18 protein-coding genes are annotated in these 19,851 nt (G+C 69.8%); 16 read left to right on the top strand and 2 right to left on the bottom strand.

Going from position 1 to position 19,851, the window contains the following annotated elements:
• The first annotated feature begins 1 nt into the window (after position 1).
• Complete coding sequence (locus tag ACWDY5_RS04525; protein WP_252480487.1) at positions 2–1,300, top strand: geranylgeranyl reductase family protein; 1,299 nt, start codon at positions 2–4, stop codon at positions 1,298–1,300.
• Positions 1,301–1,327: 27 nt separating this feature from the next.
• Here the strand turns inward: ACWDY5_RS04525 and ACWDY5_RS04520 are convergent, their stop codons facing one another.
• Complete coding sequence (locus ACWDY5_RS04520; RefSeq protein WP_449720922.1) at positions 1,328–1,801, bottom strand: hypothetical protein; 474 nt, start codon at positions 1,799–1,801, stop codon at positions 1,328–1,330.
• Positions 1,802–2,141: 340 nt separating this feature from the next.
• Here ACWDY5_RS04520 and ACWDY5_RS04515 point away from each other — a divergent pair, with 340 nt between their 5' ends.
• The 15 genes from ACWDY5_RS04515 to ACWDY5_RS04445 all read left to right on the top strand — a co-directional run bounded on the left by ACWDY5_RS04515 (position 2,142) and on the right by ACWDY5_RS04445 (position 18,885).
• Positions 2,142–2,507, top strand: a complete 366-nt coding sequence (locus ACWDY5_RS04515) for an NADH-quinone oxidoreductase subunit A (RefSeq protein ID WP_283661859.1) — start codon at positions 2,142–2,144, stop codon at positions 2,505–2,507.
• 3 nt (positions 2,508–2,510) lie between these two features.
• Positions 2,511–3,062: a NuoB/complex I 20 kDa subunit family protein gene (locus ACWDY5_RS04510; protein ID WP_185000556.1), complete on the top strand. Its 552-nt coding sequence runs from the start codon at positions 2,511–2,513 to the stop codon at positions 3,060–3,062.
• Positions 3,063–3,122: 60 nt separating this feature from the next.
• The gene (locus ACWDY5_RS04505; protein WP_252480665.1) at positions 3,123–3,821 is read left to right on the top strand and encodes an NADH-quinone oxidoreductase subunit C; all 699 of its coding nucleotides are present in this window, start codon (positions 3,123–3,125) and stop codon (positions 3,819–3,821) included.
• The gene (locus ACWDY5_RS04500; protein ID WP_449720921.1) at positions 3,818–5,221 is read left to right on the top strand and encodes an NADH-quinone oxidoreductase subunit D; all 1,404 of its coding nucleotides are present in this window, start codon (positions 3,818–3,820) and stop codon (positions 5,219–5,221) included. Before ACWDY5_RS04505 ends, ACWDY5_RS04500 begins: the two co-directional genes overlap by 4 nt.
• A 17-nt stretch (positions 5,222–5,238) precedes the next feature.
• Complete coding sequence (gene nuoE, locus ACWDY5_RS04495; RefSeq protein WP_449720920.1) at positions 5,239–5,961, top strand: NADH-quinone oxidoreductase subunit NuoE; 723 nt, start codon at positions 5,239–5,241, stop codon at positions 5,959–5,961.
• A gap of 7 nt (positions 5,962–5,968) precedes the next feature.
• On the top strand, positions 5,969–7,264 hold the full coding sequence (gene nuoF / locus ACWDY5_RS04490; RefSeq protein WP_449720919.1) for an NADH-quinone oxidoreductase subunit NuoF: 1,296 nt from the start codon (positions 5,969–5,971) through the stop codon (positions 7,262–7,264).
• 1 nt (position 7,265) lies between these two features.
• Complete coding sequence (locus ACWDY5_RS04485) at positions 7,266–9,707, top strand: NADH-quinone oxidoreductase subunit G (RefSeq protein ID WP_449720918.1); 2,442 nt, start codon at positions 7,266–7,268, stop codon at positions 9,705–9,707.
• On the top strand, positions 9,704–11,035 hold the full coding sequence (nuoH, locus tag ACWDY5_RS04480; RefSeq protein ID WP_449720917.1) for an NADH-quinone oxidoreductase subunit NuoH: 1,332 nt from the start codon (positions 9,704–9,706) through the stop codon (positions 11,033–11,035). The genes ACWDY5_RS04485 and nuoH overlap by 4 nt, the downstream gene beginning before the upstream one ends.
• Complete coding sequence (nuoI, locus tag ACWDY5_RS04475) at positions 11,022–11,561, top strand: NADH-quinone oxidoreductase subunit NuoI (RefSeq protein WP_449720916.1); 540 nt, start codon at positions 11,022–11,024, stop codon at positions 11,559–11,561. The genes nuoH and nuoI overlap by 14 nt, the downstream gene beginning before the upstream one ends.
• Positions 11,558–12,436 (top strand): NADH-quinone oxidoreductase subunit J, encoded by an 879-nt coding sequence (locus ACWDY5_RS04470; protein WP_449720915.1) that lies wholly within the window; start codon positions 11,558–11,560, stop codon positions 12,434–12,436. The genes nuoI and ACWDY5_RS04470 overlap by 4 nt, the downstream gene beginning before the upstream one ends.
• Entirely contained in the window at positions 12,433–12,732 is a 300-nt protein-coding gene (gene nuoK, locus ACWDY5_RS04465) for an NADH-quinone oxidoreductase subunit NuoK (RefSeq protein WP_252480493.1), read from the top strand. The genes ACWDY5_RS04470 and nuoK overlap by 4 nt, the downstream gene beginning before the upstream one ends.
• A 10-nt stretch (positions 12,733–12,742) precedes the next feature.
• Positions 12,743–14,704, top strand: a complete 1,962-nt coding sequence (gene nuoL / locus ACWDY5_RS04460) for an NADH-quinone oxidoreductase subunit L (protein ID WP_449720914.1) — start codon at positions 12,743–12,745, stop codon at positions 14,702–14,704.
• Positions 14,701–16,275 (top strand): NADH-quinone oxidoreductase subunit M, encoded by a 1,575-nt coding sequence (locus ACWDY5_RS04455; protein ID WP_449720913.1) that lies wholly within the window; start codon positions 14,701–14,703, stop codon positions 16,273–16,275. Before nuoL ends, ACWDY5_RS04455 begins: the two co-directional genes overlap by 4 nt.
• A gap of 76 nt (positions 16,276–16,351) precedes the next feature.
• Entirely contained in the window at positions 16,352–17,854 is a 1,503-nt protein-coding gene (nuoN, locus tag ACWDY5_RS04450) for an NADH-quinone oxidoreductase subunit NuoN (RefSeq protein WP_449721165.1), read from the top strand.
• A gap of 20 nt (positions 17,855–17,874) precedes the next feature.
• Positions 17,875–18,885, top strand: a complete 1,011-nt coding sequence (locus ACWDY5_RS04445; RefSeq protein ID WP_449720912.1) for a polyprenyl synthetase family protein — start codon at positions 17,875–17,877, stop codon at positions 18,883–18,885.
• A gap of 1 nt (position 18,886) precedes the next feature.
• Here ACWDY5_RS04445 and rarD read toward each other — a convergent pair whose 3' ends face one another.
• Positions 18,887–19,825: an EamA family transporter RarD gene (gene rarD, locus ACWDY5_RS04440; RefSeq protein WP_449720911.1), complete on the bottom strand. Its 939-nt coding sequence runs from the start codon at positions 19,823–19,825 to the stop codon at positions 18,887–18,889.
• Positions 19,826–19,851: the final 26 nt, after the last annotated feature.

The raw sequence follows: 19,851 nt of genomic DNA, 5'->3' as shown, positions 1-19,851 counted from the left end.
GATGACCACCCCGACCAGCCGACGTCAGCCGCACGAGGACGCCGAGGTCATCGTGGTCGGCGCCGGTCCAGCCGGCTCCACCGCGGCCACCTACCTGGCCCGCGCCGGCCTGGACGTGCTGCTGCTGGAGAAGAGCGAGTTCCCGCGCGAGAAGGTCTGCGGCGACGGCCTCACCCCGCGCGGGGTGAAGCAGCTGATCGACCTGGGCATCGACACCAGGGAAGAGGCGGGCTGGCTGCACAACCGCGGCCTGCGCGTGGTCGGCGGCGGCGTCACCCTGGAGCTGGACTGGCCGGACCTGGCCACCTTCCCGCCCTACGGCGTGGTCCGCCCGCGCCAGGACTTCGACGAGATGCTGGCCCAGAACGCGCAGCTGGCCGGGGCCCGGCTGCTGCAGAACACGCACGTCACCGGCGCGGTCACCGACGACCGGACCGGCCGGGTGATCGGCGTGACGGCCAACGCGGGCAAGGAGAAGACCCCGGTCACCTACCGCGCCCCGCTGGTGCTGGCCTGCGACGGCGTCTCCGCCCGGCTGGCCCTCTCGGTCGGCCTGGAGAAGCGCGACGACCGCCCGATGGGCATCGCGGTGCGCCGCTACTACGAGTCCCCGCGCAGCAAGGACGACTACCTCGAGTCGCACCTGGAGCTGTGGGACAAGTCCAACGCCGGTGAGCCCAAGCTGCTGCCCGGCTACGGCTGGATCTTCGGCATGGGCGACGGCACGGTGAACGTGGGGCTGGGCATCCTGTCCACCTCCAAGGCCTACGGCAAGGTCGACTACCGGCAGCTGCTGCGCTCCTGGCTGGACGGCACGCCGGAGGAGTGGGGCCTGCGCGAGCCCAACGCGATCGGCAAGGTCGGCGGCGCCGCGCTGCCGATGGGCTTCAACCGCACCCCGCACTACCGCAACGGCCTGCTGCTGGTCGGCGACGCGGGCGGCATGGTGAACCCGTTCAACGGCGAGGGCATCGGCTACGCCATGGAAAGCGCCCGGCTGGCCGCCGAATGCGTCGTGCACGCCCTGGCCCGCCCGGAAGGCCTCAGCCGCGAGCGCGCCCTGCACCGCTACCCGGTGGCCGTCTCCGAGGCCCTCGGCGGCTACTACCGGCTCGGCAACATCTTCAGCAAGCTGATCGGCAACCCGACGATCATGCGCACCGCCACCAAGTACGGCATGCCGATCAAGCCGCTGATGCGCTTCGTGCTCAAGCTGCTGGCCGGCCTGTACGACCCCAAGGACGGCGACGCGATGGACCGCGTGATCACCGCCGCCACCAAGCTCGCGCCGACCGCCTGATCCGGTTCCGCGGCCGTCCGGCATGGCCTAACGAGTGCTGGACGGCGGCGGGATCACCAGCGGCGTGCTGGTGGGGTAGTGGGCGGGGTAGTGGACTTCGGTGATTACCGGCCGCCCGTGGATGCTGACGCACCAACCGCTGGCCCGGCGAGCCAACGGGAGTACTTCCCGGTACTCGCCACCGGTCATCGTCCCGGTCAGGTGCGCCCTGTCGACGTGGGGGACGATGTCGGCGAACCGCACCCGTTCGACGACGATCCCGCGGCCGCCGAAAGCGCGCATCCGGACGTCGATCGCCGTCTCCAGTTCCGGGCCGTCGCCTTCGCTGACCGCCTTCACCTGCTCGCGATCATTGCGGTTGAGGGCGTCGAGGTAAGCCTGGGTGGCCGCTTCGCGGTTCTGCTTGCCGCAGGGCCGCGCGGTCTCCGGGTAGCCGGCCTCCTCCGGTGCACAACCGGCCAGCAGGACCGCGGCCGCCTGCGCGGCGAACAGAGTGCGCATACCCATTGTTCCCCCAAGCACGGCGACGCGATGGACCGCCTGATCCCACAAGCGATTCACGCTGCGGGCTGGGCTGTTCGGTGGTAGTCACTGATCTTGATGGCGCAGCCCCGGCGGCGGAGCGGACGGCCGTGATCCCGGCGCGCGGGGGCAGTGGGACAGGTCATACACTTGCCCATTGGAGTTCGTGAACGAGTTCACAAGCTCCGGCAGCACCATCCCGGCTAGTTAGGTGAACCTTACTACAAGGGGCGGTGCACCGGGTGCCTAGGGTGCCCATCGGACGGCGGCTGTCACGGCCGTTGACGAGCGCGGATGAGGAAAGGACGGCGGCGGGACAGTGCTCCACTCTTACCTCCCCCTCGTGCTGATGTTCTTGCTGGCCTTGGTGTTCGCCCTGGGCTCGGTCGCGGTCGCGCCCTACATCGGGCCCCGCCGGTACAACAAGGCCAAGCTCGACGCGTACGAGTGCGGAATCGAGCCCTCGCCCCAGCCGGTGGTCGGCGGTGGGCGGATGCCGGTCGCCTACTACCTGACGGCGATGCTGTTCATCCTGTTCGACATCGAAATGGTGTTCCTCTACCCCTTCGCGGTGACCGCGGGCCAGCTCGGCCTGTTCGGACTGGTAGAGATCGCCCTCTTCATCGGCACGGTCGGCTTCGCCTACGTCTACGTGTGGCGGCGCGGCGGCCTGGACTGGAGCTGAGTCATGGGTCTTGAGGAGAAGCTGCCCAACGGAATCCTGTTGGCCAGCGTGGAGAAACTGGTCAACTGGTCGCGCAAGTCCTCGCTGTGGCCTGCCACCTTCGGGCTGGCCTGCTGCGCGATCGAGATGATGACCACCGGCGCGCCGCGCTACGACCTCGGCCGCTTCGGCATGGAGGCCTTCCGCGCCTCCCCGCGCCAGGCCGACCTGATGATCGTGGCCGGCCGGGTGACCAACAAGATGGCCCCGGTGCTGCGCCAGATCTACGACCAGATGCCCGAGCCGCGCTGGGTGCTCGCGATGGGCGTGTGCGCCTCCTCCGGCGGCATGTTCAACAACTACGCGGTGGTCCAGGGCGTCGACCACATCGTGCCGGTGGACATGTACCTGCCGGGCTGTCCGCCGCGGCCGGAGATGCTGCTGGACGCGATCCTGAAGATCCACGCCAAGATCATGGACGAGCCGCTCGGGCCCAAGCGGGCCGCGCTGCGGGCCGCCAGCGGCGCGCGCACCGAGATGATCCCGTCCTCCGTCCGGTACGCCAAGAAGAAGTGATCGGCTGTGACTGACGCGAACCTCCCCGAGCCCAAGGGCGAAGCCCACAGCTCGGCGGACATGACCGAGGCCCAGCACGAGGAGCACCTCGCCGCTGGCGGTGTCGTGGCCGGCAAGAACCGCAAGGGCATGTTCAACGTCTCCGGCTCCGGCGACACCTCCGGTTTCGGCGGCCTGCGCCTGCCCGCCTACGCGCCCGCGCCGAGCGAGCGCCCCTACGGCGGCTGGTTCGACGAGTTCGTCGACGAGCTGTCCATGGCCATGGCGGAGAAGGGCATCCCGGCCGAGGCGGTCCAGCAGATCACCGTGGACCGCGGTGAGATCACCTTCTACGTCCGCCGCGAGCACCTGCTGGAACTGTGCCGGCTGCTCCGCGACGACCAGGCCCTGCGCTTCGAGCTGTGCAGCTCGGTCTCCGGCGTGGACTACGGCGTGGACGTGCCGCAGCGCCTGCACTCGGTCTACCACCTGACCTCGATGACCTACCGCCGCCGGATCCGGCTCGAGGTCGCCATGGACATCGAGGACCCGCACGTGCCCAGCGTGGTCGAGGTCTACCCGACCGCGGACTGGCAGGAGCGGGAGGCCTGGGACATGTTCGGCATCGTCTACGACGGCCACCCCGCGCTGACCCGGATCCTCATGCCGGACGACTGGGACGGCCACCCCCAGCGCAAGGACTACCCGCTCGGCGGGATCCCGGTCGAGTACAAGGGCGCGGAAATTCCTCCGCCGGACCAGAGGCGGTCTTACTCATGAGCCACGAACGTCTCGCCGACGTCACCGACGGCACCGACACCAGCGCCACGGGCAGCGACAGCACGGTCGCCGACACCGCCACCGGCGGGCGCGACCCGTACGCCGCCGACTCCCGGCAGACCACCGAGGGCCCGGTCTACACCGTCAGCGGCGGTGACTGGGACGAGGTGCTGGAGGACGCCACCCACGACGAGCGCATCGTCATCAACCTGGGTCCGCAGCACCCCTCCACGCACGGCGTGCTCCGCCTGGTGCTGGAGCTGGAGGGCGAGACCGTCACCCAGGCCCGCTCGGTGATCGGCTACCTGCACACCGGCATCGAGAAGAACGTCGAGTACCGCAACTGGACCCAGGGCGTCACCTTCGTGACCCGCATGGACTACCTGGCGCCGCTGCACAACGAGGCCGCCTACTGCCTCGCGGTGGAGAAGCTGCTCGGCGTCACCGCGCCGCGCCGCGCCCAGGTGATCCGGGTGCTGCTGATGGAGCTCAACCGGATCAGCTCGCACCTGGTGGCGCTGGCCACCGGCGGCATGGAGCTGGGCGCGCTGACCGCGATGACCGCGGGCTTCCGCGAGCGCGAAGAGGTCCTGCACCTGCTGGAGCACCTGACCGGCCTGCGGATGAACCACGCGTTCATCCGGCCGGGCGGGCTCGCCCAGGACCTGCCGGAGGACTACCACGAGAAGATCACCGACTTCCTCAAGGTGATGCACTCCCGGCTGCCGCAGTACGACAAGCTGCTCACCGGCCAGCCGATCTGGCGCCGCCGCCTGGAAGGCGTCGGCTACCTGCCGCTGGACGGCTGCATGCAGCTGGGCATCACCGGCCCGATCCTGCGCTCGGCCGGGCTGCCCTGGGACCTGCGCAAGGTCGAGCCGTACTGCGGGTACGAGGAGTACGACTTCGAGGTCCCCACCTCCACCGAGGCGGACTGCTTCGCCCGCTACCTGCTGCGGGTGGAGGAGATCCACCAGTCGCTCAAGATCGTCAAGCAGTGCCTGGCGAAGCTGGAGCCGGGCCCGGTGATGGTCGAGGACGGCAAGATCGCCTGGCCCGCGCAGCTGACCATCGGCTCCGACGGCATGGGCAACTCGCTGGAGCACGTCCGCAAGATCATGGGCCAGTCCATGGAGTCCCTCATCCACCACTTCAAGCTGGTGACCGAGGGCTTCGACGTGCCTGCCGGGCAGGTGTACGTGCCGGTGGAGTCCCCGCGCGGCGAGCTGGGCTACCACCTGGTCTCCGACGGCGGCACCCGCCCGCTGCGCGTGCACGTGCGCGAACCCAGCTTCGTGAACCTGCAGTCGATGCCCGCGATGAGCGAGGGCAGCCTGGTCGCCGACGTGATCGCCGCGGTGGCCTCGATCGACCCGGTGATGGGTGGTGTGGACCGATGACAAGGACCCCAGAGCGAATGTCCGAAGTGGACAGCGTGGACACCTCGCAGTTCGCGGACATCGTTGACAAGGCGCGGCAGATCATCGCGCGCTACCCGATGAGCCGCTCCGCGCTGCTGCCCATGCTGCACCTGGTGCAATCGGTTGAGGGCCACGTCAGCCAGGCGGGCATCGCCTTCTGCGCCGAGCAGCTCGACCTGGCCACCGCCGAGGTCAGCGCGGTCGCGACCTTCTACACCATGTACAAGCGCAAGCCCTGCGGCGAGCACCTGGTCAGCGTCTGCACCAACACGCTGTGCGCGGCCCTGGGCGGGGACGCGATCTACGGCAAGCTGCGCGAGCACCTCGGCGTCGGCCACGAGGAGACCGCGGGCGAACCCGGCACCCCCGGCTCGGTCACCATCGAGCACGCCGAGTGCCTGGCCGCCTGCGACCTCGGCCCGGTGCTCCAGGTCAACTACGAGTTCTACGACAACCAGACGCCCGAGTCGGCGCTGGAGCTGGTCAAGGCGTTGCAGCGGGGGGAGAAGCCGAACCCCACCCGCGGCGCCCCGCTGACCGACTTCAAGCAGGCCGAGCTCCAGCTCGCCGGTTTCTTCGAGGGCCGCGAGCAGGACGTGGCCGGACCCTCGGCCGCGGTGGAGACCCTGCGCGGAGCCAAGATGGCCAACGAGCGCGGCTGGACCGCCCCGGTCATGCCGGAGGACGTCCCGCTCCCGGCCGTCCCCGAGAAGAAGTGAGGCTGGCATGCCCGAGCCGTTGACGCCGGTGCTCACCAAGCGCTGGCTCTCCCCGAACTCCTGGACGCTGCGCACCTACGAGCAGCTGGAGGGCTACAGCGCGCTGCGCAAGGCCTTCGGCGCGCACCCGGACCAGCTCATCCAGCTGTGCAAGGACTCCGGCCTCCGCGGTCGCGGCGGCGCGGGCTTCCCGACCGGCCTGAAGTGGGGCTTCATCCCGCAGGGCGACGGCAAGCCGCACTACCTGGTGATCAACGCCGACGAGGGCGAACCGGGCACCTGCAAGGACATCCCGCTGATGATGGCCGATCCGCACTCGCTGATCGAGGGCTGCATCATCACCTCATACGCGATCAGGGCCAACTTCTGCGCGATCTACGTGCGCGGCGAGGTCCTGCACTGCATCCGCAGGCTCAACGCCGCGGTGCAGGAGGCCTACGCCGCCGGGTACCTGGGCAAGAACATCCTGGGCAGCGGCTTCGATCTCGACATCGTGGTGCACGCCGGCGCCGGCGCGTACATCTGCGGTGAGGAGACCGCGCTGCTGGACTCGCTGGAGGGCAAGCGCGGCCAGCCCCGGCTCAAGCCGCCCTTCCCGGCCACCGCGGGTCTGTACGCCTCTCCCACTGTGGTGAACAACGTCGAGACCATCGCCTCGGTTCCCTACATCGTCAACGGCGGTTCCGGCTGGTTCCGCGAGATGGGCCGGGAGAAGTCCCCTGGCCCGACGATCTACTCGCTGTCCGGGCACGTGACCAACCCCGGCCAGTACGAGGCGCCGATGGGCACCACGCTGCGCGAGCTGCTGGAGCTGGCCGGTGGCATGAAGGACGGCATCCCGCTGAAGTTCTGGACGCCGGGCGGTTCCTCCACCCCGCTGTTCACCGCCGACCACCTGGACGTGCCGCTGGACTTCGAGGGCGCGGCCGAGGCCGGTTCGATGCTGGGCACCAAGGCGCTGCAGATCTTCAACGAGACCGTGTCCGTGCCATGGGCCGTGATGAAGTGGACCGAGTTCTACAAGCACGAGTCCTGCGGCAAGTGCACCCCCTGCCGGGAGGGCACCTACTGGCTGGTGCAGATCCTGCAGCGGATGGTGCGCGGCGAGGGCACCCCCGCCGACATCGACACCTTGCTGGACGTCTGCGACAACATCCTCGGCCGCTCGTTCTGCGCCCTCGGTGACGGCGCGACCAGCCCGATCACCAGTGCCATCAAGTACTTCAAGCACGAGTTCCTCGAGCTGTGCGCGAAGAACGCCGGGAACGCGCAGGCCGAACTGGCCGGAGCAGGAGCGCACTGACATGACCGTCGCACCCGAGAAGAACACCGAGAGCACCCCGGTGCCCGCGGGCCATGTCCGGCTGACCATCGACGAGCGCGAGGTGATCGCGCCCAAGGGCGAGCTGGTCATCCGCGCCGCCGAGCGGCTGGGCATCGTGGTGCCGCGCTTCTGCGACCACCCGCTGCTCGAACCGGCAGGCGCCTGCCGCCAGTGCCTGGTGGACGTGGAGATGGGCGGCCGGCCGATGCCGAAGCCGCAGGCCTCCTGCACGCTCACGGTGGCCGACGGCATGGTGGTGCGCACCCAGCACACCTCGCCGGTGGCGGACAAGGCGCAGCAGGGCGTGATGGAGCTGCTGCTCATCAACCACCCGCTGGACTGCCCGATCTGCGACAAGGGCGGCGAGTGCCCGCTGCAGAACCAGGCGCTCAAGCACGGCCGCACCGAGTCCCGGTTCGTGGAGACCAAGCGGACCTTCCCGAAGCCGATCCCGATCTCCACCCAGGTGCTGCTGGACCGCGAGCGCTGCGTGCTCTGCCAGCGCTGCACCCGCTTCTCCGACCAGATCGCCGGTGACCCGTTCATCGAGCTGCTGGAACGCGGGGCGCAGCAGCAGATCGGCATCGCCGAGGGCAAGCCGTTCCAGAGCTACTTCTCCGGCAACACCATCCAGATCTGCCCGGTCGGCGCGCTCACCAGCGCGGCCTACCGGTTCCGTTCCCGGCCGTTCGACCTGGTCTCCACCCCCGGCGTGTGCGAGCACTGCGCCGGCGGCTGCGCGACCCGGGTGGACACCCGGCGCGGCAAGGTCATGCGCCGCCTGGCCGGCGACGACCCCGAGGTCAACGAGGAATGGCTGTGCGACAAGGGTCGCTTCGCCTTCGTCTACCCGACCCTGCCCGACCGGATCCGCCGCCCGCTGGTGCGCAATGAGCAGGGCGAGCTGGTCGAGGCGTCCTGGACCGAGGCGCTGCGCGTCGCGGCCGAGGGCCTGGCCAAGGCCAGGGACGGCAAGGGCGTCGGCGTGCTGCCCGGCGGCCGGCTGACCGTCGAGGACGCCTACGCCTACAGCAAGTTCGCCAGGGTCGCCGCGCGCACCAACGACATCGACTTCCGGTCCCGCCCGCACTCCGACGAGGAGCTGGCGCTGCTGTCCTCCTCGATCGTGGGCGTCACCCCGGAGACCGGGGTCACCTACGGCGTGGTCGAGGCCGCGCCCTCGGTGCTCTGCGTCGGCCTGGAGCCGGAGGAAGAGGCGGGCATCCTGTTCCTGCGCCTGCGCAAGACGGCGCGCACGGGCCGGACCAAGGTCTTCCACCTCGGCCAGTACACGACCCCGGCGGTGCGCAAGACCTACGGCACGCTGATCCCCGCGGTGCCCGGCGGCGAGCCCGCCGCACTGCGCGCGCTGCCCGAGGACGTGCACACCTCGCTGCGCAACCCCGGCGCGGTGCTGCTGCTCGGCGCCCGCGCGGTGGAGGTGCCCGGCCTGATCTCGGCCGCGGTCGAGCTGGCCACCAGCACCGGAGCCACCCTGGCCTGGATCCCCCGCCGCGCCGGTGAGCGTGGCGCGGTCGAGGCCGGTGCGCTGCCCACGCTGCTGCCCGGCGGCCGCCCGGTCACCGACGCGGAAGCCCGCGCCGAGATCGAGCTGGCCTGGGGCGTCGAGGCCGGCTCGCTGCCGGAGACCCCGGGCCGGGACGCCGCCGGCATCCTGGCCGCAGCCGCGGCTGGCGAGCTGGACGCGCTGCTCGTCGGTGGCGTCGACCCCGGCGACATGGCTGATCCAGCCGCTGCGCTTGCGGCGGTACGGGCGGCTGGTTTCGTTGTCTCCCTTGAGCTGCGGCACTCCGCGGTGACCGAGCACGCCGACGTGGTGCTGCCGGTGGCCGCCTCGGTGGAGCGCGCGGGCAGCTACCTCAACTGGGAGGGCCGCCGCCGCGAGTTCAAGGCCGCGCTGGATGTCGCCGGCGTGGTCCCGGACTGCCGGGTGCTGGACACCCTGGCGATCGAGATGGACTCCGACCTGTTCACCCAGACCCCGGCCGCCGCGGCCGCGGACCTGGCCAGGCTCGGCGCCCACCGCGGCGCCCGGCCGGTGTTCACCCCGGCCGCCGAGGCAGGCGCGCCCGCGCTGACCAACGGCCACCTGGTGCTGGCCAGCTGGCCGCAGATGCTGGGCAACGGCTCGCTGCAGGACGGCGAGCCCAACCTGGCAGGCACCGCCCGCCCGGTGGTGGCCAGGCTGGCCCCGGCCACCGCGGCCAAGCTCGGCCTGGCCGAGGGCGAGCCGGTCAGCGTGGCCACCGAGGCCGGCGCGATCACGCTCCCGCTGGAGCTGGCCGACCTGCCGGAGCAGGTGGTCTGGCTGCCGGGCAACTCGGGCGCGTCCACCGTGCGCCGCACCCTGGGCGCCGGGCACGGGGCCCTCGTCACCGTCACCGACGGAGGAAACGCATGAACCCCCTCGCAGCCGGGGAGATCGGCGCTCTGCTCGCCGACGACCCGTGGTGGCTGAGCCTGATCAAGGTCGTCGCCGTCTTCGCCTTCCTGGTGGTCCTGGTGATCGGCCTGGTCTGGGGCGAGCGCCGGATCGTCGGGTTCATGCAGCAGCGGCCGGGCCCGAACCGGGCAGGCCCCTTCGGCATGCTGCAGTCGCTGGCCGACGCGCTGAAGATGGCCTTCAAGGAGGACATCCGGCCGGTCATGGCGGACAAGTGGGTCTACTTCCTGGCCCCGGTCATCTCCGCGGTGCCCGCCTTCCTCGCCTTCTCGGTGATCCCGTTCGGCGGCGAGGTCCAGATGTTCGGCGTGCAGACCGCGCTGCAGATCGCGGACGTGCCGGTGGGCGTGCTGGTGGTGCTGGCCTGCGCCTCGGTCGGCGTCTACGGCATCGTGCTCTCCGGCTGGTCCTCCGGCTCGCCGTACCCGCTGCTCGGCTCGCTCCGCTCGGCCGCGCAGGTGATCTCCTACGAGATCGCGATGGGCCTGGCCATCGTCTCGGTGATCCTGTTCGCCGGGTCGCTGTCCACCGGCGACATCGTGAACGCGCAGTCGGGTGTCTGGTTCGTCTTCACCCTGCTGCCCAGCTTCCTGATCTACGTGATCTCCATGGTCGGTGAGACCAACCGCGCCCCGTTCGACCTCCCCGAGGCCGAGTCGGAGCTGGTCGGTGGCTTCCACACCGAGTACTCGACCTCGCTGAAGTTCGCCATGTTCTTCCTCGCCGAGTACATCAACATGGCCACCGTCTCCGCACTGGCCACCACACTGTTCCTCGGCGGCTGGCGGGCGCCCTTCGGCCTGAGCTACATCGCCGACGGCATGTTCAACACCGGCTGGTGGCCGGTGCTGTGGTTCATCGGCAAGATGCTGGCCTTCCTGTTCTTCTTCGTGTGGCTGCGCGCCACCCTGCCCCGGCTGCGCTACGACCAGTTCATGCAGCTGGGCTGGAAGGTCCTGGTCCCGGTCGCGCTGGTCTGGTTCGTCGCGGTCACCGTGGTCAAGTACATCCGGGAGAACTGGGACTCGATCAGCTCCACCCAGATCCTGATCTTCGGCGGGGCCGCGCTGGCCGTGCTGATCCTGCTGGTGTTCCTGATCCCGGAGCGCGAGATCCGGGAGGAGCGGGTGCAGGTGGCCGGCAGCGGCTACCCGATCCCGCCGCTGGACCTGGCGGTGCCCAAGCCCCCCAAGCGCCGGACCCCCGTGGCCGCCGCGCAGCAGAGTTCCACGCCGGCCGCGATCGGCACCGAAGGCGGAAAGGAGGCTGGCGATGGGACTTCTTGATCCCATCAAGGGCTTCGGCGTCACCTTCTCGACGATGTTCCGGAAGGTCGTCACCGAGGAATATCCCGAGGTCATGAAGGTCACCGCGCCGCGGTACCACGGCCGCCACCAGCTGAACCGGCACCCGGACGGGCTGGAGAAGTGCGTCGGCTGCGAGCTGTGCGCCTGGGCCTGTCCGGCGGACGCGATCTTCGTCGAGGGCGGTGACAACACCGAGGACGCCCGCTACTCGCCCGGCGAGCGCTACGGGGCGATCTACCAGATCAACTACCTGCGCTGCATCGGCTGCGGTCTCTGCATCGAGGCCTGCCCGACCCGTTCGCTGACCATGACGAACGAGTTCGAGCTGGCCGATGACAACCGGCAGAACCTGATCTACACCAAGGAACAGCTGATGGCGCCGCTGCTGGAAGGCATGGAGCAGCCGCCGCACCCGATGCGCCTCGGTGAGAACGAGCAGGACTACTACGTGAACGGGCCGCAGCTCGCTCGCGGAGAAAAGCCCGCCGAGGGGGCCGTGCGTTGAGCTCCGTCATCGCCATCCTCGCCCAGGCGCCGCCGGCGGCCGACGTGGTCGGCATCGGCGAGCAGATCATGTTCTGGGTGCTCGGCCCGGTATCGCTGATCGGCGCCATGGGCATGCTCTTCGCCCGCAACGCGGTGCACTCGGCGCTGTGGCTGGTGCTCACCATGCTCAGCCTCGGCGTGCTCTACATCGTGCAGCAGGCGCCCTTCCTCGGCGTGGTGCAGATCATCGTCTACACCGGCGCGATCATGATGCTGTTCCTGTTCGTGCTGATGCTGGTCGGCAAGGACAGCTCGGACTCGGTGGTGGAGGTGCTGCGCGGTCAGCGGCTCACGGCCACCTTCCTCGGTCTCGGCCTGGCCGCCCTGCTGGTGGCCGCGCTGTCCCGCGCGTTCACCGACGTGCCCTCGGCCGGGCTGGCCCAGGTCAACGGCAGCCAGGGACCGGGCAACGTGCTCGGCCTCGGGCAGCTGATCTTCCGCGACTACGTCTTCGCCTTCGAGCTGACCTCGGCGCTGCTGATCACCGCCGCGCTCGGCGCGATGCTGCTGGCCTTCGTGGACAAGGAACACTCCACCAAGCGCAGCCAGCGCGAGCTGGTCGAGGCCCGCCTGCGCGGCGAGCACGACCGGCCGTCGCCGCTGCCCGGCCCCGGTGTGTTCGCCACCGCCAACTCGGTGGCCACCCCGGCCCTGCTGCCGGACGGCTCGGTCGCCCCGGAGTCGCTGTCCAAGATCATCGAGTCCACCTCGCGCGAGCGCCTCGCCGACGACATCACCGAGGTCAAGGGCGCCGGCCCGCAGCCGGACGCGCACGCGCTCACCGGACCGTCCACCAAGGACGAGAAGTCCGGCGCTGAGGAGGGGAAGGCATGACCCCCACCTACTACCTGCTGCTGTCCGCGCTGCTGTTCTCCATCGGCGCGGTGGGCGTGCTGGTCCGGCGCAACGCCATCGTGGTGTTCATGTGCATCGAGCTGATGCTCAACGCGGTGAACCTGAGCCTGGTGACCTTCGCCCGGATCAACGGCGCGCTGGACGGCCAGGTGATGGCTTTCTTCGTGATGGTCGTCGCGGCGGCCGAGGTGGTCGTCGGACTCGCGATCATCATGTCGATCTTCCGCACCCGCCGTTCGGCCTCGGTCGACGACGCCAACCTGCTCAAGTACTGAGGTGCAGACGGTGAAGGGAAACATTCTGGCCGCCACCGAGGTGGTGGAGGCCACCGGCGCGGCCCAGTACGCCTGGCTGCTGATCTTGCTGCCGCTGATCGGCGCGACCGTGCTGCTGGTCGGGGGCAAGCGCACCAACGGGTGGGGTCACCTGCTCGGCAGCGCGATGGCGATCCTGTCCTTCGTCTACGGTGCCGTGCTGTTCGTGCAGACCATCGGCAAGGACGCGGGCTCCAGGGTCGCCGAGCTGCCGGTGTTCGAGTGGTTCAGCGTGGCCGCGCTCAAGGTCGAGTTCGGCCTGCGCATCGACCCGCTGTCGATGACCTTCGTGCTGCTGATCACCGGTGTGGGCTCGCTGATCCACATCTACTCGGTCGGCTACATGAGCCACGACGCGGACCGGCGGAAGTTCTTCGCCTACCTGAACCTGTTCGTGGCCGCGATGCTGGTCCTGGTGCTGGGCAACAGCTTCGTGACGCTGTACCTGGGCTGGGAGGGCGTCGGCCTGGCCTCCTACCTGCTGATCGCCTTCTGGCAGCACAAGCCGGCCGCGGCCACCGCGGCGAAGAAGGCCTTCCTGATGAACCGGGTCGGTGACGTCGGCCTGGCGCTGGCGATCTTCCTGATGTTCCGGGACCTGGGCACCACCCAGTACACCGAGGTCTTCGCCCGCGCGGGCGACCTCTCCCCGGGCGTGGTAACCGCGATCGCGGTGCTGCTCCTGCTGGGCGCCTGTGGCAAGTCCGGCCAGTTCCCGCTGCAGGCCTGGTTGCCGGATGCGATGGAGGGCCCGACCCCGGTCTCCGCGCTCATCCACGCCGCGACCATGGTCACCGCCGGTGTGTACCTGGTGGCGCGGGCCAACCCGATCTACAACCTCACCGAGGACGGCCGGCTGGTCGTGGTCATCATCGGTGCGATCACGCTGGTGATCGGGTGCATCATCGGCTGCGCCTACGACGACTTCAAGAAGGTGCTGGCCTACTCCACGGTCAGCCAGATCGGCTACATGATCCTGGCCGTCGGCCTCGGCCCGGCCGGGTACGCGATCGGCATCATGCACCTGCTCACCCACGGCTTCTTCAAGGCGGGGCTCTTCCTCGGCGCCGGTTCGGTGATGCACGGCATGAACGACGAGGGCAACATCCGTCGGATGGGCGGGCTGGCCAAGCACATGCCGGTCACCTTCGTCACCTGGGGCCTTGGCTACCTGGCGCTGATCGGCTTCCCGCTGCTGTCCGGCTTCTACTCCAAGGACGCCATCATCGAGGCGGCGCTGGGCCAGGGCGGCTGGCGCGGCTGGGTCTTCGGCGGCGCGGCCCTGCTGGGCGCCGGGCTGACCGCGTTCTACATGACCCGCCTGATGCTGCTGGTGTTCTTCGGCGAGAAGCGGTGGAAGAACCTGAAGTCCGCGGACGGCCGCGACTACCACCCGCACGAGTCCCCGGCCAGCATGACCGTGCCGATGATCGTGCTGGCGGTCGGCTCGGTGGGCGCGGGCTTCTTCTTCGCCAGTGGCGGCAGGCTCGCCACCTGGCTGGAACCCGCACTGGGCAAGCTGGAAGTGGCTGAGCACGGGGTGATCCCGCACGCGCTGGTGCCGATCCTCACCGTGGCGCTGGCCGCGCTCGGCGCGCTCACCGCCTGGCTGATCTTCGGCCGCAAGCCGGTCCCGGTGGAACGCCCGGAGAAGGTCTCCTTCCTGGTGCGCGCCGCCCGCAAGGACCTCTACGCCAACTCGATCAACGAGGGGCTGATCGCGAACCCGGGCTTCCTGCTCACGCGGTTCCTGCTCTTCTTCGACAACAAGGGCGTCGACGGGGTGGTCAACGGCACGGCCGTGCTGCTCCGGGGCGTCTCGAGCCGGGTCCGCCGGCTCCAGACCGGTTTCGTGCGCTCCTACGCGCTGAGCATGCTGGGCGGTTCGGTCCTCCTGATCGCCGCCCTGCTGATGGTGAGGTTGGCGGGATGAACGGCCTCGTGCTGCTCGCACTACTGCTGCTGCCGCTGCTCGGCGGCCTGGTGGTGGCGTTCCTGCGCGGCAACGACCGCGCGGCGAAGCTGACCGCGCTGGGCTTCGCCCTGGCCGAGCTGGCGCTCGCCGCGGTGGCCTGGGCCGGGTTCACCCCCGGCGGGGACCGGATCCAGCTGTCCTTCGGGGTGGACTGGATCCCGGCCTTCGGCGTGCGCTTCTCCCTCGGCGTGGACGGCATCGCGCTGGTGATGATCGCGCTGATCGCGGTGCTGGTGCCGATCGTGATCGGCGCGGCCTGGGAGGAGAAGCTGCCGGAGGGCCGCACGGTCGCCGGGTTCTTCTCCCTGCTGCTGGTCATGCAGACCTTCATGATCGGCGTCTTCGCGGCCACCGACGTGTTCCTGTTCTACGTCTTCTTCGAGGCGATGCTGGTGCCCGCCTACTTCCTGATCGGCCGCTTCGGCGGGCCGCGCAGGCAGTACGCGGCAATGAAGTTCTTCCTGTACTCGCTCTTCGGCGGCCTGGTCATGCTGGCCTCGGTGATCGGCGTGTACGTGGTGGCCAGCGGCAAGCTGGGCAAGGGCACCTTCGACTGGGTCACCCTGGTCAGCATTGCCAAGGACATCCCGCAGGGCGTGCAGATCTGGCTGTTCCTCGGCTTCCTGATCGCCTTCGCGATCAAGGCGCCGCTGGTGCCGCTGCACACCTGGCTGCCGGATGCCGGTGGCGAGGCCCCGGTCGGCGTCGGCGTGCTGCTGGTCGGCGTGCTGGACAAGGTCGGCACCTTCGGGTTGCTGCGCTACGGCCTCTCGCTGTTCCCCGACGCCAGCCGGATCCTGGCGCCGTGGGTGCTGACGCTGGCGGTGATCGGCGTGATCTACGGCGCGATCCTGGCCGCGGGACAGACCGACATGAAGCGGTTCGTCACCTACACCTCGATCGCGCACTTCGGCTTCATCGCGCTGGGCATCTTCGCCTTCAGCACCCAGTCGATCTCCGGCGCGGTGCTGTACATGGTCAACCACGGCCTCTCCACCGGCATGCTCTTCCTGGTGGTCGGCATGGTGATCGCGCGCGGTGGCTCCAGGCAGTTCAGCGACTACGGCGGCATGGCCAAGCTCACCCCGGTGCTCGGCGGCATGTTCTTCATCGCCGGGCTCTCCTCGCTGGCGCTGCCCGGCACCAACTCCTTCGTCAGCGAGTTCCTGGTGCTGATCGGGTCGTTCCCGAGGGAGCCGGTGTTCACCATCATCGCCACGGTCGGCATGGTGCTGGCCGCGCTGTACGTGCTGTGGGCCTACCAGCGGGTCATGCAGGGCCCGGTGCGCGGCAACGCGCTGGTGGGCCTGGCCGGTGGCCCCGGCTCCGCGGTGGATCCCAGCTCGGAGACGGCCAAGGCCAAGGTGCCTGACCTGTCCAAGCGGGAGATCGCGGTGCTGACCCCGCTGGTGGTGCTGATCATCGCGCTCGGGGTCTACCCGAAGCCGGTGCTCGATGTGATCAACCCGTCCGTCGGCGCGACGATGACCGAGGCCGGGCAGCAGGACCTGGTGAAGGAAGGCAAGTGACGTGGTGACCCTGACTCACCTGGCACAACAGCAGCCTCAGCAGCTGCTGGACCTGCCGGACTTCCTGCTCGAGCACATGGTGCCGGTGCTGATCGTGCTCGGCGCGGCCTGTGTCTCGGTGCTGTTCGAGGCGCTGCTGCCGCGGCACCTGCGCTGGTCGGTGCAGGTGTTCCTGAGCCTGTTCTCGATCGCCGCCGCCGCGGTGGTGCTGGTCGTGAAGGGCTTGGGCGAGAACGGCACCGGTGTGCTGCCGATGGCCAAGGCGCTGGCGGTGGACTACCCCACGCTGTTCCTGTGGGGCACGCTGCTGGCGCTGGGCTTCGGCTCGATCCTGCTGATCGCAGACCGCTCGGTGGAGCGCGGCGGCTACTTCGTGGCGCACGCCGCGATCCGCCCCGGCACCGTCCAGGACCGCGCCCAGGCGGCCACCAGCGGCATGCAGACCGAGGTCTTCCCGCTGGCGCTGTTCGCCCTCGGCGGCATGATGACCTTCGTCGCGGCGAATGACCTGCTGACCATGTTCATCGCGCTGGAGGTGCTCAGCCTCCCGCTGTACCTGCTGTGCGCGCTGGCCCGCCGGCGCAGGCTCATCTCGCAGGAAGCCGCGGTCAAGTACTTCCTGCTCGGCGCGTTCGCCTCGGCGTTCTTCCTCTACGGCCTGGCGCTGCTCTACGGCTACGCGGGCTCGGTGAACCTGGCCGCGATCGCCAACGCGGCCGCGGGCAACGAGCGCTCCGACACCCTGCTCTTCGCCGGGGTCGGGCTGCTGGTGGTCGGCCTGCTGTTCAAGGCGGCGGTCGGCCCGTTCCACACCTGGAGCCCGGACGTCTACCAGGGCGCGCCCACGCCGGTGACCGCGTTCATGGCCGCCTGCACCAAGGTGGCGGCCTTCGGCGCGATCCTGCGGGTGTTCCAGGTGGCGCTGAAGTCCAGCAGCTGGGAGTGGCAGTACGTGCTCTGGGCGGTGGCCATCGTGTCCATGGTCATCGGCGCTGTGCTCGGTCTCACGCAGAGCGACATCAAGCGGATGATCGCCTACTCCTCGGTGGCGCACGCGGGCTTCCTGCTCGTCGGCTCGATCGCGCTCACCCCGCAGGGCCTCTCCGGCACGATGTTCTACCTGCTGGCCTACGGCTTCACCACGCTGGCCGTCTTCGGCGTGATCAGCCTGGTCAGGGACAGCAACGGCGAGGCGACCGACATCAAGCAGTGGGCCGGTCTGGCCAAGCGGTCGCCACTGGTGGCCGCGGTGTTCTCCTTCCTGCTGCTCGCACTGGCCGGCATCCCGCTCACCAGCGGGTTCATCGGCAAGTTCGTGGTGTTCGCGGCGGCGATCGAGGACGGGGCCGCGCCGCTGGTGGTGGTCGGCCTGGTGACCAGCGCGGTGGCCGCGTTCTTCTACCTGCGGATCATCGTGCTGATGTACTTCCAGGAGCCGAAGGAGGACGGTCCCACGGTCACCGTGCCGGGGGCGTTCACGGTCATGGCCATCACACTCGGTGTGACCGTGACCTTGCTGCTCGGAGTCGTCCCGCAGTTCGCCCTCAACTGGGCGGACCTCGGGGTGTTCGCGTTCTGAGGCCTACGTAGGCTGCAAGTGTGACGACGAGTGAGCAGGCCGGTCGGGGCGCCGGCATCGTGCTGGCCGACCCCGACCTCGAGGCCACGGTCCTTGCCGGACTGGCCGCGGTCGAGGCAGTGCTGCAGGACTCGGTCCGCAGCGACCTCGACTTCGCGACCGAGGCCTCCCTGCACCTGATGGAGGCGGGCGGAAAACGAATCCGCCCGCTCTTCGCCCTCCTGGCCGCCCACTTCGGCGACCCGAGCCGCCAGGAGGTCATCACCTCGGCCGTCGTGGTGGAGCTGATCCACCTGGCCACGCTCTACCACGACGACGTGATGGACGAGGCGCCGATGCGGCGGGGCGCGCTCAGCGCCAACGCCCGCTGGAACAACTCGGTGGCCATCCTCACCGGCGACTTCCTGTTCGCGCACGCCTCCAGGCTGGTGGCCGACCTGGGCACGGACGCGGCCCGGATCATCGCGAACACCTTCGCCGAGCTGGTCACCGGCCAGATGCGGGAGACCGTCGGCCCGGCCGAGGGCGTGGACCCGGTCACGCACTACCTGTCGGTGATCGACGAGAAGACCGGTTCGCTGATCGCCACCGCCGGCCGCTTCGGCGGCATGTTCGCCGGGGTGCCGGACCAGCAGGTCGAGGCGCTGCGCCGGTACGGCGACGTGATCGGCGCGGCCTTCCAGATCTCCGACGACATCATCGACATCGCCTCGCCCGCGGTGGAGTCCGGCAAGACCCCCGGCACCGACCTGCGCGAGGGCGTGCGCACGCTGCCGATGCTCTACGCGCTGGCCGACGACCACGTCTCCGGCGCCCGGCTGCGCGAGCTGCTGTCCCGGCCGCTGGAGACCGACGCCGAGGTCGAGGAGGCGCTGGAGCTGCTGCGGGCGTCCTCGGGCCTGGAAGAGGCCCGCAAGACCCTCAGCGAGTACTCCGAGCGCGCGCACGCCGCCCTGGTGGACCTGCCGGACTGCCCGGCCCGCTCGGCGCTGTCCGCGCTGGCGAACTTCGTGGTGGCCCGCTCCCAGTAGTTCAGGAGGTCTGCGGGGCCGGTTCCGCCCGGCTCCGCAGCGTCGCCGCCCTGGAAGCCCTGGCCGCGCGTACCCCGTCCACGGTGAACACCAGCACCGCCACCCACACCAGCGCGAACCCGGTCCAGCGGCCCGGCGACATCGGCTCGTGCATGACCAGCACGCCCCAGGCGAACTGCAGGATCGGCGCGAGGTACTGCAGGATGCCCAGCGTGGTCATGGAGACCCGGCGCGCGGCCACGTTGAACAGCAGCAGCGGCAGCGCGGTGATCGGCCCGGTGACCGCCAGCAGCAGGTCGTGCGCGGTGCCCGCGCCGAGGAAGGTGCCCTGCCCCGCCAGACCCAGCCAGATGAGGAACACGATCGCGGGCGGGCCCAGCACCACGCTCTCCGCGGTCAGCGAGTCCACCGCGGCCAGCTTCGAGGTCTTCTTCAGCAGCCCGTAGGTGCCGAAGCTGGCGGCCAGCACCAGCGCGATCACCGGCACCTGCCCGTGCTCGACGGTCAGCACGCACACCGCGGCGCCGCCGACGGCCACCGCTACCCACTGCGGCCAGCGCAGCCGCTCGTTGAACACCAGCACGCCGAAGAGCACCGAGACCAGCGGGTTGATGAAGTAGCCCAGCGAGGTTTCCACCACCTGCCCGCTGGTCACCCCGTAGATGTAGGTGCCCCAGTTCACCGCGATGAGTGCTGCCCCGGCGGCGGCCAGCGCCCAGGTGGCGGGGGAGAGGCTCAGCAGGATCTTGCCGCGGCGGAGGATCAGGGTGACCAACGCCATGACGGCCAGGGTCCAGGCCAGCCGGTGTGCCAGGATCTCCACCGAACCGGCGGGCGTCAGCAGGGGCCAGAAGGCGGGGAAGAAACCCCAGAGCACGTATGCGCCCGCCCCGCATGCCAGCCCGGCCGCACCGGCCGAGGAAGAGGGCGAGGACGGCACCAGCCGAGCCTACGCCGCAGAGCTGT

This window comes from Crossiella sp. NPDC003009 (genome assembly GCF_053591555.1).
The sequence above is the reverse complement of the archived record's forward strand: the minus strand, read 5'-3'. Positions and strand labels throughout refer to the sequence as shown.